This window comes from Nitratireductor sp. GCM10026969, from assembly GCF_042660605.1.
Classification (GTDB): Bacteria; Pseudomonadota; Alphaproteobacteria; order Rhizobiales; family Rhizobiaceae; genus Chelativorans.
Window position 1 is genome coordinate 1 of sequence record NZ_JBHSUM010000026.1, and the last position, 13,730, is coordinate 13,730.

The window sequence follows — 13,730 nt, forward strand, 5'->3', positions numbered from 1 at the left end:
GTGGTCGCGGGGCTGGACGAGAACGGGATCGGATGGGTTCTGCACGACGGAACCATGCGCGCCGCCAGGCCGGAAGCGTGGGCGGCCCGGGCGGTGGCGCTCTTCCACCGCTTTGAGGCCGATGCGCTCATCGCAGAGGTGAACCAGGGTGGCGACATGGTGGGCAGCGTGATCGCGACGGTGAATCCCGGCGTGCCGGTGAAGCCGGTCCGGGCAAGCCGCGGCAAGTGGCTGCGCGCCGAGCCGGTGGCGGCGCTCTACGCACAGGGGCGTGTACGCCACGCGCAACGCTTTCCCGCGCTGGAGGACGAGATGTGCGATTTCGGCACCGACGGGCTGTCCGGCGGGCGCTCACCCGACCGGGTGAACGCGCTGGTCTGGGCAGTGACGGAACTGATGCTTGGACGCGCGGGCGAGCCGCGTGTCCGCGATCTCCTTTAACCGACAGGAACGGCATATGGCTTTGAGATGGCCCTGGGCACAGCGCCCGGGAGGGAGAACCGCGTCCCATGAGAAGCATGAGAAGAAGGAGGCCGGCGGTTACGGCTTCGTGGCAATGCATCTGCAGGGCGAGGCTGCATGGTCGCGGCGCGACTACGGCGCGCTGGCGCGTGAGGGTTTCATTCGCAATCCGGTGGCCCATCGTGCGCTGCGCATGATCGTCGAAGCCGCGGCCGCCGTCCCGTGGCTCGCCTATGAGGGCGAGGCGGAGCTGGACGCGCACCCGCTTCTCGACCTGCTGGCGCGGCCCAACACACGGCAGGCGGGGCCGAGCTTCATGGAGGCGCTTTACGGGCATCTGCTTCTTTCCGGCAACGCCTATGTGGAACTGGTGGAAGCCGGGACGGGCGCGCGCGAGATGCACCTGTTGCGGCCCGACAGGGTGACAGTGATCGCCGACGGTACCGGTTGGCCGGTGGCGCTCGAGCACCGCGCCGGCAGCGCTAAGCGGCGGGTCTCGCTGGAAGAGGACGGGGCGGGGCTGCATCTGACGCTGTTTCACCCGCTCGACGATCATTACGGCTTCGCACCGCTCTCGGCCGCGCTCACGGCGCTCGACGTCCACAACGCTGCGGCGCGCTGGAACAAGGCGCTGCTCGATAATTCCGCCCGACCCTCGGGCGCCCTGGTCTATGCGCCCAAGGAGGGCGGCAACCTGACGGACGAACAGTTCGACCGGCTGAAGGCCGAGCTTGAACAGGGCTATGCCGGTACGGCGCGGGCAGGACGGCCGCTGCTGTTGGAGGGCGGGCTCGACTGGAAGGCGATGAGCCTCTCGCCCCGGGACATGGATTTCATGGAGGCCAGGAACGGCGCGGCGCGCGATATCGCACTGGCGCTCGGCGTGCCGCCCATGCTGCTCGGCATTCCGGGCGACAACACCTATGCGAATTACCAGGAGGCGAACCGCGCCTTCTACCGCCTCACCATCCTGCCGCTGGTCGGGCGGGTCGCCAAAGAGCTGGGCGCCTTTCTCGGCTCGCGTTTCGGCGGCGCGGTGCGGCTGTGGGTCGACCTCGATCAGGTGGAAGGGCTCTCGGTGGAGCGCGAGGCGTTCTGGCGGCGCGTAAACGACGCCACCTTTCTCAGTGATGACGAGAAGCGCGAAGCCGTGGGTTACGGACCTGCGAAGCAAAGGTGAGACTCTCGCGGTCATGAACGCGGGGCGACCACGCCGTGAATTCGGGGCAGCCAGGATGGCGGCTGCAAAGCTCACCGGGACGAGGATCACCCAACATGAACGGATTTTCCGAGGCGGCCGGGCTTTGGGCCGCCAAGACCTTCGGCGCGGTTGCCGGGTCGGCGATTTCGCTCGCCTATCTGCTGCCGTCGGGGCGCAGGGAGGCGGCTTTGCGCTTTGCGGTGGGCGTTGTCTGCGGCGTCGTCTTCGGCAGCGCGGCGGGACTGAAGATCGCCACCGAGCTCGATATCGCCGAGCGTCTGGCACCGGGGGAGCTTGTGCTGATGGGATCGGCAGCGGCGAGCCTGTGCGCCTGGAGCGCGATCGGTTTCGTCATGCGGCTGCTGTCCGGTGCCGGGCGCGCCCACGATGATCAAGCAAGGGAAGACAGCGAATGAGGATGAAGATCGCCGCCGGGCCGACGGAGCGCAAATTTGCCGGGCTCGAGGTGGAGGCCGTGGAAAGCGACGGGACGTTTTCCGGCTATGCGAGCCTGTTCGGCCGGGTGGACCTGGGACGCGACATGGTGGAGCGGGGTGCCTTTGCCGACTCTCTTGCAAAGCGCGGGGCGGGTGGCATCCGCATGCTTTTCCAACATGATCCAAACCAGCCGATCGGCGCCTGGCAAGAGATCCGCGAGGATGCGCGTGGCCTGTTCGTACGGGGCAAGCTGGCGACCGGGGTCGCCAGAGCGCGCGAGGTGCTGGAGCTGATGCGCGACGGAGCGCTGGACGGACTTTCCATCGGCTTTCGGACCGTGCGGGCGGTGAACGAGCCGCGCACGGGTGTGCGCCGCATCAAGGCGGCTGATCTGTGGGAGATATCCGTCGTGACGTTTCCCATGCTGCCGGAGGCGCGGGTGGACAGGGTCAAGGGGCTGCCGAGCCCGCGGGAATTCGAGCGTTGGCTGACGCGGGATGCGGGGCTGACGCGAGGCGAGGCCAAGACGGTGATTGCGCGCGGCTTCGCTCATCTCGTGCGCGAGCGGGACGCCGCGCCGGGAACGCCGGAACGCCTGGCGGCGACCATCCGCCGGGCGGCCAGACTTTTCCAATGAGGATGACACGATGACGAAAACGACAAACAAGAGCGCCCTGGAAGTCAAATCTGCCGGAGGTGCCGATGTGACCGGCGCCTTCGAGGATTTCATGACCTCTTTCGAGGCCTTCAAGCAGGCCAATGACGAGCGGTTGAACGAGGTCGAGCGGCGCTCGGCGAGCGATCCGGTGACGGCGGAGAAGGTCGAGCGCATTTCCGCGGCCATCGACGAGCAAAAGCGCATGCTCGACCGGCTGGTGCTGAAGAAGGCCCGGCCGGCACTCGGCGGGCGCGAGGGCGGTTTAGGCGCCTTGGAGAGCCTCGAGCACAAGGAGGCGTTCGAGAGCTACATCCGTACCGGCGACGAGCGGCATCTTCGCGGGCTCGAGGAGAAGGCCATGTCCTACGGCTCCGGCCAGGACGGCGGCTATCTCGTGCCGGAAGAGACGGAAGCCGCAATCGGCAAACGGCTTGCCGCCCTTTCGCCCATCCGCTCGATCGCCTCGGTGCGCCAGGTTTCCACGGCCGTTCTGAAGAAGCCGTTCGCTATCACCGGGCCGGCGACCGGCTGGGTGGGCGAGACGGCGGCACGGCCGGAAACGGCAAGCAGCACCCTTGACGAGCTTTCCTTTCCGACGGCTGAACTTTACGCGATGCCGGCGGCTACGGCGGCGCTGCTCGAGGACAGCGTGGTCGACCTCGACAGCTGGATCGCCGGAGAGATCGAGACGGCCTTCGCCGAGCAGGAAGGAGCCGCCTTCGTCAATGGCGACGGTGCCAACAAGCCGCGCGGCTTCCTCGATTACCCGCAGGTGGCGGACGGTTCGTGGAACTGGGGCAATGTCGGCTATGTGGCGACGGGCGCTGCCGACGACCTGCCGGCGACGGCGCCGTCGGATCTTCTGATCGATCTGGTCTACGCGCTCAAGGCCGGCTACCGGCAGAACGCAAGCTGGCTGATGAACCGCAAGACCCAGGCCTCCTTGCGCAAGCTGAAGGACGCGGACGGCAACTATCTCTGGCAGCCGCCGGCAACACCCGGCAGCCGCGCCATGCTGGCCGGGTTCCCCGTCGTCGAAGCCGAAGACATGCCGGATATCACAGCCGATGCCACGCCGATCGCCTTCGGCGATTTCGGACGCGGCTATCTGGTGGTCGACCGCACCGGCGTGCGGGTGCTGCGCGATCCCTATTCCGCCAAGCCTTACGTTCTCTTCTACACCACCAAGCGCGTCGGCGGCGGCATCCAGAACTTCGAGGCGATCAAGCTTCTGAAGGTCGCCGCGTAACGCGGCGCTGCCGATCCGACCGCAGATCGGCGACAAGCATACCTCGTCGTCGCTGGCCGGTCGGGCCGCGACGGCCCCGGTTCCTCCCGCCGGGGCCGTCCTTGTCGGATTTTTCCCAAAGAGAGATATTCATGACGCTGTTTCGAACGGTCGAACCCGCCGTCGAGCCAATCTCGCCGGCGGAGGCCAAGGCGCATCTGCGCATTGACCATGACAGCGAGGACACCTTGCTCTCCGGCCTGATACGGGCCGCGCGCGAAGAGGTGGAGCGCTCGATCGGGCTGGCGCTGATCGAACAGTCCTGGCGGCTGGCACTCGACCGCTGGCCCCGGGACGGACGTGTTCTCCTCCGGCGCACCCCGCTGCGCGAGGTTCTGTCCGTCACAATCTTCGATGGTGACGGCGGGGCGTCCGTCCTTTCGCCGGCGCATTACGAATTCGATCCCCTGTCGTCGCCCGCGCGGCTTTTCCTTGCCAATCCTTCCGAGCCGGGCGCGACGCTGAACGGGATCGAGATCGACTTCACGGCCGGTTTCGGAGAATCCGGGACGGATGTGCCGGATCTGCTGAAACGTGCGCTCCTGATCCTGGTCGCGCATTGGTACGAGTTCCGGGGCGCTTTCGGTGCCGACGCGCAGCCCGTTTCCATTCCCGACTCCTATCGGCGGCTGATCGCCGCCTATCGCGCGCCGAGGCTGTGATGCGGAGGCTGTTTATCGATCCGGGGCAACTGCGCAGCGAGCTCGTGCTGCAGGAGGCAGTGACGAACGAGGATGGGGCCGGCGGCCACACCGAGACCTGGGAAGAGGTGGCGACGGTCTTCGCGCAGGTTGAACCCGTCTCGGCACAGAGCGCCTTCGGCGCCGGCCAGGCGCATGAGAGGGTTACCCATCGCGTCATCCTGCGTTTTCGCGGCGACGTCCGAAGTGGCATGCGCTTCCTGAAGAAAGGGCGCGCGCTGCGGATCATCAATGTGCACGACGCGGACGAGACCGGGCGCTACCTGATCTGCCGCGTGCGGGAGGAAGGGCGATGAAAGTCACCATGCGGTTGACGCTCGACGGGCTGGTGCGCGCCATGCGTATGAAGGTGCATCAGGTCGCAGACGCCGTTGAGGGCGGGGCAGCGGATAGGAACGTGAACGCGATGGACCCAAGCCGGGAAGATGCAGCGCGCAAGGGAGGAGGCCGGCATGACAGCCGCCACGCTTGACCTGCAGGAGGCCGTGTTCGCCGCGCTGAAGCAGGAGCCGGCTCTGGTCGCGGCACTCGGCGGCCCCCGGTTCCACGACGTCACGCCGGCCGGGCTCGGCTTTCCGTACGTCACCTTCGGACGCGCCAGCGCCTACGACTGGAGTACCGGGACGGAGAGCGGCAGCGAGCATTTCTTTTCGCTGCACGTCTGGTCGAAACACAAGGGGCGCCGGGAGGCGCTGGAGTTGATGGAACTGGTGCGGACCGTCCTGCATGGCCGTGATCTGGCCCTTTCGGGGCACCATCTCGTCAATCTACGGCTCGATTCCGCACAAGCACGCTATGACGAGGACCTCAGCGCCTATCAGGGGACGCTGCACTTTCGGGCAGTGGTCGAAGCACCTTAGCAGGCTACCTCGGCATCGGACGATTTCATTCTTCAACATGGCATGGAGACCGTGAATGGTCGCGCAGAAGGGTAAGGACCTGCTCCTCAAGCTGGACGCGGGCGGGCAGGGAAGTTTCGTCACCGTGGCCGGGCTGCGGACGAAGCGGCTGGCATTCAACAGCGAGACGGTGGACATCACCGATGCGGAATCGGTGGGACGTTGGCGCGAGCTGCTGGCCGGCAGCGGGGTTCAGCGGGCATCGATCAGCGGATCCGGGATTTTCAAGGATGCGCAGTCGGACGCGGCGATCCGCGCCCGGTTCTTCGCCGGAGAGATCGCCCAGTGGCAACTCGCCATACCAGACTTCGGCAGGGTCTCCGGCAGCTTCCAGATCACGGCACTCGAATATTCTGGCAGCCATGATGGCGAGGTGACCTTCGAGCTTGCCCTGGAATCGGCCGGGCCGATCGGCTTCGAGGAGGTGTGATGGGCGTGAACAGGCGACGCGGCGAGGTCGCGGCACGACTCGACGGGCAGGATTATCGGATGTGCCTGACGTTGGGTGCTCTGGCGGAACTGGAGGCGGCCTTTGCGGCCGAGGATCTCAACAGCCTCGCGCAGCGCTTTTCCAGTGGCCGGCTATCGGCCCGCGACATGACCGCGATCATCGCCGCGGGGTTGCGCGGCGGAGGGCATGAGATCAGCGATGATGCGGTTCGCGCCATGCGGTGCGAGGGCGGCGCGGCCGGTTTTGCCCGGCTGGTGGGTGAACTGCTGTCGGTCACATTCGGGGCGCAGGAAAAAGCAGGGGGAGACGGGCAGGAAAACCCTTGAATGCCGCAGCGGGCGCGCGGGCACCCTTTCCCTGGAACGAGGTGATGGGGGCTGCCTTTGGTCTGCTGCGGCTGAGCCCCGCATCCTTCTGGACAATGACGCCGCTGGAATTTTCGGCGGCACTCAACGCGCTCGGCCTGGCGGGCGGCCATGCGCCGGGACGGAACGAGCTGGCCCGGCTCATGCGGCTGTTCCCCGATTCCAACAATCCGGAGAAATCGAATGACGGATGAAGTGCGCGTGCCGATCGTCGCCGATACGGCACCGTTCGAGACAGCCCTTGAGAACCTGGGGGAACTGTCCTCGAGCTTCGGCACGCAACTGACGGGGGCGCTCAAGAGTGCCGTCGTCAGCGGCAAGTCGCTGGAGGATATCCTGCGCCGGATCGGGCTCAATCTGGCCGGGATGGCCCTGAACCAGGGATTGGCGCCGCTGCAGAGCCTCGGCAACAGCCTCATCAGCGGAATCCTCGGCGGGATGTCCAGCATCGTCCCATTCGCCAAGGGGGGTATCGTTCCCTTCGCGAGCGGCGGTGTGGTCTCCGCGCCGACCTATTTTCCCGCCGGGCGCAATATCGGCTTGATGGGGGAGGCGGGGGCGGAGGCAATCCTGCCCCTGCAGCGCTCGCCCGACGGACGTCTCGGCGTGGCCGCGAGTGGCGGAGGCGGCGGCGGCACGCAGGTCGTTTTCAATGTCACGACGCCCGATGCGGCATCGTTCCGCAAGTCGGAGGCGCAGATCACCGGAATGCTGGCGCGTGCTGTCTCGCGCGGCGCGCGAACGCTTTGACGGCGGGATTGGATCGCAATGGAGAGTTTTCATGACGTTCGCTTTCCGCTGGGGATCTCCTTCGGGGCCACCGGCGGACCGGAGCGGCGCAACGAGATCGTGCAACTGACTTCGGGACAGGAAAAGCGCAACGCCCGCATGCGCCGATCGCGGCGCTACTACGACGCAGGCACGGGCGTGCGCTCCCTCGAAGACCTCTATGCGGTGATGGCCTTCTTCGAGGCGCGCCGCGGGTCGCTGCATGCGTTCCGGTTTCGCGATCCCTTCGACATGAAATCCTGCCCGCCGCATATGGAGCCGACGCCCTTCGATCAGCCGATCGGCACGGGCGACGGGCAGGAGAAGCGTTTCGCGCTGGCGAAGACCTACGGCGAAGGGGCGGATGGTTACCAGCGGCGCATCACGCGGCCGGTTGCCGACAGCATGCTTGTGGCAGTGGCCGGCGTGCCAAGGGTGATTTCGCAGGATTACTGGATCGATGCCGGAACGGGTGAACTGGTGTTCTACGACACCGCGGTCCCGCCGGACGGTGCGGCGGTGACGGCAGGCTTCGTGTTCGATGTGCCGGTGCGCTTCGATGCCGAGCGGATCTCGGCGAGCGTGACGGCTTTCCAGGCGGGGCAGATCCCGTCCATCCCACTGGTGGAGGTCCTGTAATGGTGACGTTGAACGGGCCGTTGGCCACGCACCTCGAGAACGAGGTGACGACCCTTTGCCACTGTTGGCGGCTGAGGCGCTCCGACGGCACGGTGATGGGCTTTACCGATCATGATCGCAAACTCACCTGCGACGGGACCGTCTTCGCGCCTGAGACGGGGCTTTCGACCACCGAGGCGCGGCGCTCGTTGGGCATGGCGGCCGACAGCGTCGATGTCGAAGGGGCGCTGTCGGCGATCGATATCGAAGAAGCCGATATCATGGCGGGTGTCTATGACGGCGCGACGGTGGAGACACTGTTGGTCAACTGGCAGGATCCGCAGCAATTCGCCCGTCTGAGGCGCGCCGTCATCGGACAAATCGCCAGGCGCGACGGCCGCTTTGTCGCCGAACTGGAGAGCCCCGAGCGTGCACTGGATCAGACGAACGGGCGCACCGTCCGGCGGACCTGCGATGCGGAACTGGGCGACGGGCGCTGCCGGGTCGATCTCGAGGCCGGCGGGTTCAAAGGCGAGGGCGTCCTGGAAGCAATTGCCGGCAACAGCATCACGGTCAACGGATTGGCCTCCTTCGAAAACGGGTGGTTCGGCAACGGCATCGTGACCTGGACATCCGGTGCCGGGATCGGCCGGCGGGAGCGGGTCTCGGCGCATCGCAAGGGAGCCGACGGCGTAGTGCTCGACCTATGGCGGGACATCGCGGCTCCCGTTGCACCCGGGGACACGTTCACCGTGGTCGCCGGTTGCGACAAGCGCTTTTCGACCTGTCGTGACAAGTTTGCCAACAGCGCGAACTTTCGCGGTTTCCCGCACCTGCCGGGTGACGACGCGGCCTATGGCTACGTAATGGAGGGGCAGCGTTTCGACGGCGGGCCACTGGTCGAATGACACCGGACGGCGAGGAAACCATGTCCGCAGAGCGTGTTGTCGCCGAGGCGCTGTCGTGGGTGGGGACCCCCTACCGGCACCAGGCGAGCCGCAAGGGCGTAGGGTGCGACTGCCTGGGGCTTGCCCGCGGTGTATGGCGCGCGCTTTACGCCGCCGAGCCGGAAGCACCCGGTCCTTACAGCATGGACTGGGCGGAAACAGGTGGCGGGGATCGGCTTCTTGTGGCCGCGCGCCGGCATTTCGTTGCCTGTCCCGATCGTGTCTTCGCACCGGGACGGCTGATCCTGTTTCGCTGGCGCCCACATCTGCCGGCAAAACACGTCGCCATCCTGGTGAGCCGGGAGGCCTTCGTGCACGCCTATGAAGGGCGGGCGGTGCTCGTCTCGCAACTCGTTCCGCAATGGCGCCGGCGCGTTGCCGGCGTCTTTGCCTTTCCCGCTGCATCGGAAGGATAGACTGAATGGCGACAATCGTTCTGCAGGCGGCCGGCGCCTTTCTGGGCGGCGCGCTGGGAGCGGTCGGCTCGGCGATCGGCTCGGCCGCCGGTGCGGTCGCGGGCTACATGATCGACCGCGCCTTGATCAGCAGCACGCAGAGCTACGAGGGTCCGAGGCTGAGCGCGGCGAGGCCTTTCACCGGCGAGGATGGCGCCCCTTTGCCGCGGGTGTACGGCACCATGCGCGTCGGCGGGATCCTGATCTGGGCCACGCGCTTCGAGGAGCGCAGCACCTCCAGTCGGCAGGGCGGCAAGGGCGGTCCGAAGGTGACAGAGTATTCCTATTACGCCAATGTTGCCTTCGCGCTTTGCAAAGGCGAGATCGCGGGAGTGCGGCGCATCTGGGCCGATGGTGAGGAAGTCGACCGCGACCGGGTGGAGATACGCGTCCATACGGGTTCGGAAAGCCAGCCGGTGGATCCGCTGATCGAGGCCAAGCAGGGCAGTGGCAACGCACCCGCCTATCGCGGCACGGCCTATGTGGTGATCGAGCGCTTGCCGATCGACCAGTATGGTCGGCGCATACCGCAGTTCCAGTTCGAGGTGATGCGTCCCGGCGGGGCACTCAACCACCGGATCCGATCCGTCGCGCTGATACCCGGATCGACCGAGCACGGCCTTTCGTCGACGGTGGTGAAGGAGACGATCACCCCCGGCGAGACCCGGACACTGAACCGGCACACCCGCCTTGCGGCGACGGATCTCGAGGCTTCGCTGGACGAGTTGCAGATGGTGTGCCCGAACCTGCGGACCGTTTCTCTGGTGGTCACCTGGTTCGGCACCGACCTGCGCGCCGGCCATTGCCGTATAAAGCCGACGGTGGCCCGGGAGGCCGCACCGCGCCCCCCGTTCCTGCCGACGTTGCCGTGGGTCGAGTGGGGCACCACGCAGGAGTGGCGCGTTTCCGGCATCGAGAAATCCGAGGCAGATCTCGTGTCGCGGATCGAGGGAGAGGCCGCCTATGGCGGGACGCCGAGCGACCGGTCGGTGACGGAGGCGATCCAGGCGATCCGCCGGCGTGGATGGAAGGTGGCTCTCTACCCATTCATCATGATGGACGTGCCGCCGGAAAGTGGTCTGCCGGACCCCTATGGCGCTTCAGAACAGCCGGCTTATCCCTGGCGGGGGCGTATCACCTGTCATCCGGCGCCCGGCCGGCCGGGCACGCCGGACAAGACGAGCGGCGCGCGCGCGCAGATCGCGGTAGTGGCGGGAACCGCAAGCTCCGCACAATTCGCGCCCGGCGAAGACACGATCGTGTTTCAGGGCGATATGGAGGAGTGGAGCTACCGGCGCTTTCTCTTGCACTACGCGCATCTGGCGGCGGCGGCGGGCGGCGTGGACGCCTTCCTGCTCGGCTCCGAGCTGCGCGGGCTGACGACGGTGCGCGACGAGGAGAACCGTTTCCCCTTCGTCGAACTCCTGGAGGATCTCGCCGGCGAGGTGCGCTCGATCCTCGGAAGCACGGTGACCATCACCTACGGCGCCGACTGGAGCGAGTATTTCGGCCACCAGCCTGCGGACGGCTCGGGCGACATCTTCTTCCATCTCGACAGCCTGTGGTCGCATGCGGCTGTCGATGCGGTCGGCATCGACAATTACATGCCGCTCTCCGACTGGCGCGACCACGATGTGGACGGCGGCAACCCCGACGGTTTCACCTCCGCATACGATCCGGACGGGCTTAAAGGCGCGATTGCATCCGGGGAGGGCTTCGACTGGTACTATGCAAGCGAGGCGGACCGGGCTGCACGTGCACGCTCTCCCATCAGCGACGGTGCCTATGGGAAGCACTGGGTCTTCCGTTACAAGGACCTGGCTGGATGGTGGTCGAACCCGCACTACAACCGGATTGCCGGTGTGGAAGAGGCGACACCAACCGCGTGGATCCCGCAATCGAAGCCCATTCACTTCACCGAACTAGGCTGTGCGGCGGTGGACAAGGGACCGAACCAACCGAACGTTTTTCCCGATCCGAAATCGTCCGAGAACGCCGTTCCTTATTTCTCCAATGGCGGACGGTCTGACCTGGCGCAATACCGGCTGTTGCTTGCGCATTATCGGCATTGGGAAGACGGCGGGCCGGCGGCGAATCCGATTTCGCCGATCTATGACGGCCCGATGGTCGACGTGGCACAGATCAGCATCTGGGCCTGGGACGCGCGGCCGTTTCCCGCCTTTCCCATCGAAGACGAGGTGTGGGCCGACGGTGCGAACTGGGCGCGCGGGCACTGGTTGAACGGCCGCCTGAGCGGCATCACGGTCGGCGCGCTGATCGATACCGTCCTGCAAGATCACGGCCTGGGGTCGGCTGACACGGCGAGAGCGGACGGGACGCTGGCCGGATATGTGGTCAGCACTCCGACGACGGCCCGCGCGGCGCTGGAACCCGTAACGAACCTGTTCAGGATCGGTGTTCGTGACGACGGACAGAGGCTTGTCTTCGCAACCGAGGGCACGGATGCGGGCCAGGCGCTCGAACTCGATGAACTTGTTGTGCCAAGCGACAGTGAGACGGTGGAGCGCACACGCCAACCCGATCACGCGCTGCCCGCCCTCGCGCATCTGGACTTCCGCGACGTGTTGAACGATCACCAGTCGGCGACGGCGGCGGTCGACTATCTGGGTGCGAAGGGAAGTGGCACGCAGTTTCTGAGCTTTCCGGGAGGGCTGCCGGTTTCCGAAGCGGGCGGGTTGGTGCGCGATTATTTGCGCCGGGTCTGGGACGGACGTGAGAGTGCGGTGTTTTCCATCCCGGCGACCGAGCAGAGGCTCCAGCCGGGAAGCATCGTGCGTCTGCCGGGAACCGCTGCGCCCGAATATCTGGTGACCGAGGTCGAGGAGGGGTTGGCAAGGCTGGTGAAGGCCCGCCGATTCGTCCGTACCGCTCCGGCGCCGGCCAGCGGCTCCGATTTGCCCGTGGGCGGCGGCGGGGGTGAGCTGAGTTCGGGCAAGCCCTTCACGCTTCTGCTGGACTTGCCGCTGCGCACGGGGGAGGAACCGGCGCACGAGCAGTTTCGGGTGGCTGCACGATCCCGCCCCTGGCAAAGCCAGGTGGTGCTTGCCTCGCCCGAGGAAACGGGGTTTGCCTTGCGCTCTCGCATCGACCGCAGGGCCGTGATGGGGGCATTGCAGGAGCCCCTTCCCGAAAGCGTCGTCGAAGGCCGTTGGGACCGAGCCGGCACGGCATTGGTGCGCCTCTACGACGGCGAGCTTCAAAGCCGCTCGCGCGTGCAGATCCTGAACGGGGCCAATGCGGCCGCAGTGCTGTCTCAGGCGGGCGTGTGGGAGATCCTCCAGTTCGAGGCGGCCGAGGAGATCGAGCCGTCGGTCTGGAGACTTTCCGGACTGCTGCGTGGCCAGCTTGGCACCAACGATGCCTTGTATGCAGGTGCGCAGGCCGGATCGCCTTTCGTCCTGCTCGATGAAGCGGTGACGCCCGCCGGCCTCAAGCCGGAGGAGGCGGGGCTTGCCCTCAACTGGCGCATCGGCCCTGCCGGCTACGCGTATTCGGACGAGCGGTTCGTCCTGATCGGGGCGGCGGGCGGCCTGCGGGCGCTGCGGCCGTTGTCACCGGTTCATCTGAAGGGGAGCTGGCGTGACGGCGACCTGCACCTTTCCTGGATACGGCGCGGACGCATCGGCGCCGACAACTGGATGGCCGGGGATATACCGATGGGTGAGGCGCACGAGCTCTATCGCGTGGAGGTCGCCCCCCAGGATGGGGCAGCGCTGCGGACGGTCGATTGCACGAACCGGGAATGGACCTACGGAGCGACGACGATGCAAGCCGATTTCGGGGGAGTGCCGCCGGCGATCGACGTCACGATCAGGCAGGTCAGCGCCACAGCCGGCGCGGGTATGGCGCTGCGGCGCACGATCCGCACGGAGATATGAAATAGGCCAAAAAGGAGACTGCGATGAATGCAATGAAACCCTGGTATCTGTCCCGCACCATCTGGGCCTCCCTGGTGACCGTGGCCACGGCGGCGGGAGGCTTGTTGGGTTTTCCCGTGGAGGAACGGGACGGCGAGGCGGTTTCCGAAATGATACTGCAGGCGGTCACAGCGATCTCCGGCCTGATGGCGATTGTCGGTCGCGTCACAGCGGATAGCCGTATCGGCTGACGGAACGGTCCGCATGCGCAAGTCGTGGCGTGTGCGGACCGCACACCGTTCATCCCACATTCAGAAGTCATACGTTAGATCAGCGACATGAAATCGAACCGCCGCACATCCCTTTGGCTTGCCTTGCTCGTATGGGGCTCGGCTGCGTCGGTTTCCACGGCATACGGCCAGAATTGGCCCGAAAAGCCGATTTTGCTCGCCCAGAGCGATGCAGACTGCTATGCCATCGGCCAGCGTATTGCGGCCGAGAACGGTGGGACGCTGGCGAAGGCTTCGGCCGAATCAAGCGGCGGCCAGACCGTCTGCAGGATCGTGGTGTTGGTCCCGGGGCAGGGCGGAGAGCGGCCGCG

General features: G+C 66.4%; 17 protein-coding genes and 1 pseudogene. All 18 read left to right on the forward strand.

All coding sequences use genetic code 11. From position 1 onward, the window contains the following. A pseudogene (locus ACFP9U_RS08370) lies at window positions 1-441 on the forward strand (ATP-binding protein); the annotation flags it as partial. 16 nt (window positions 442-457) lie between these two features. Next, window positions 458-1,642 carry a phage portal protein gene (locus ACFP9U_RS08375; protein WP_378620535.1) on the forward strand — a complete coding sequence of 395 codons (1,185 nt, stop codon included), beginning with the start codon at window positions 458-460 and terminating at the stop codon, window positions 1,640-1,642. 95 nt (window positions 1,643-1,737) lie between these two features. Then, the gene (locus tag ACFP9U_RS08380; RefSeq protein WP_378620537.1) at window positions 1,738-2,079 is read left to right on the forward strand and encodes a DUF6107 family protein; all 342 of its coding nucleotides are present in this window, start codon (window positions 1,738-1,740) and stop codon (window positions 2,077-2,079) included. Window positions 2,080-2,081: 2 nt separating this feature from the next. Beyond that, a complete protein-coding gene (locus ACFP9U_RS08385; RefSeq protein WP_378620589.1) occupies window positions 2,082-2,738 on the forward strand; it encodes an HK97 family phage prohead protease in 657 nt (218 codons plus the stop codon). A gap of 10 nt (window positions 2,739-2,748) precedes the next feature. Then, window positions 2,749-4,008: a phage major capsid protein gene (locus ACFP9U_RS08390; protein ID WP_378620538.1), complete on the forward strand. Its 1,260-nt coding sequence runs from the start codon at window positions 2,749-2,751 to the stop codon at window positions 4,006-4,008. Between the two features lie 131 nt (window positions 4,009-4,139). After that, window positions 4,140-4,709 (forward strand): head-tail connector protein, encoded by a 570-nt coding sequence (locus ACFP9U_RS08395; RefSeq protein ID WP_378620540.1) that lies wholly within the window; start codon window positions 4,140-4,142, stop codon window positions 4,707-4,709. Next, window positions 4,709-5,044 carry a phage head closure protein gene (locus tag ACFP9U_RS08400; protein ID WP_378620542.1) on the forward strand — a complete coding sequence of 112 codons (336 nt, stop codon included), beginning with the start codon at window positions 4,709-4,711 and terminating at the stop codon, window positions 5,042-5,044. The genes ACFP9U_RS08395 and ACFP9U_RS08400 overlap by 1 nt, the downstream gene beginning before the upstream one ends. Further along, on the forward strand, window positions 5,041-5,220 hold the full coding sequence (locus tag ACFP9U_RS08405) for a hypothetical protein (RefSeq protein WP_378620544.1): 180 nt from the start codon (window positions 5,041-5,043) through the stop codon (window positions 5,218-5,220). Before ACFP9U_RS08400 ends, ACFP9U_RS08405 begins: the two co-directional genes overlap by 4 nt. Then, on the forward strand, window positions 5,201-5,608 hold the full coding sequence (locus tag ACFP9U_RS08410; protein WP_378620546.1) for a DUF3168 domain-containing protein: 408 nt from the start codon (window positions 5,201-5,203) through the stop codon (window positions 5,606-5,608). The genes ACFP9U_RS08405 and ACFP9U_RS08410 overlap by 20 nt, the downstream gene beginning before the upstream one ends. 55 nt (window positions 5,609-5,663) lie before the next feature. Next, a complete protein-coding gene (locus tag ACFP9U_RS08415; RefSeq protein ID WP_378620547.1) occupies window positions 5,664-6,077 on the forward strand; it encodes a phage major tail protein, TP901-1 family in 414 nt (137 codons plus the stop codon). After that, the gene (locus tag ACFP9U_RS08420; RefSeq protein ID WP_378620549.1) at window positions 6,074-6,424 is read left to right on the forward strand and encodes a gene transfer agent family protein; all 351 of its coding nucleotides are present in this window, start codon (window positions 6,074-6,076) and stop codon (window positions 6,422-6,424) included. Before ACFP9U_RS08415 ends, ACFP9U_RS08420 begins: the two co-directional genes overlap by 4 nt. Then, entirely contained in the window at window positions 6,421-6,657 is a 237-nt protein-coding gene (locus tag ACFP9U_RS08425; RefSeq protein WP_378620550.1) for a rcc01693 family protein, read from the forward strand. Before ACFP9U_RS08420 ends, ACFP9U_RS08425 begins: the two co-directional genes overlap by 4 nt. Then, on the forward strand, window positions 6,647-7,213 hold the full coding sequence (locus ACFP9U_RS08430) for a phage tail tape measure protein (RefSeq protein WP_378620552.1): 567 nt from the start codon (window positions 6,647-6,649) through the stop codon (window positions 7,211-7,213). Before ACFP9U_RS08425 ends, ACFP9U_RS08430 begins: the two co-directional genes overlap by 11 nt. Window positions 7,214-7,231: 18 nt before the next feature. Next, window positions 7,232-7,870, forward strand: a complete 639-nt coding sequence (locus tag ACFP9U_RS08435; RefSeq protein ID WP_378620553.1) for a TIGR02217 family protein — start codon at window positions 7,232-7,234, stop codon at window positions 7,868-7,870. Continuing rightward, entirely contained in the window at window positions 7,870-8,757 is an 888-nt protein-coding gene (locus ACFP9U_RS08440) for a DUF2163 domain-containing protein (protein WP_378620555.1), read from the forward strand. The genes ACFP9U_RS08435 and ACFP9U_RS08440 overlap by 1 nt, the downstream gene beginning before the upstream one ends. A 20-nt stretch (window positions 8,758-8,777) precedes the next feature. Further along, window positions 8,778-9,212, forward strand: coding sequence for a peptidase P60 (locus tag ACFP9U_RS08445; protein WP_378620556.1), 435 nt, complete (start codon window positions 8,778-8,780; stop codon window positions 9,210-9,212). Window positions 9,213-9,217: 5 nt separating this feature from the next. Then, window positions 9,218-13,150: a baseplate multidomain protein megatron gene (locus tag ACFP9U_RS08450; protein WP_378620558.1), complete on the forward strand. Its 3,933-nt coding sequence runs from the start codon at window positions 9,218-9,220 to the stop codon at window positions 13,148-13,150. 23 nt (window positions 13,151-13,173) lie between these two features. Continuing rightward, window positions 13,174-13,380, forward strand: a complete 207-nt coding sequence (locus tag ACFP9U_RS08455) for a hypothetical protein (protein WP_378620560.1) — start codon at window positions 13,174-13,176, stop codon at window positions 13,378-13,380. Window positions 13,381-13,730: the final 350 nt, after the last annotated feature.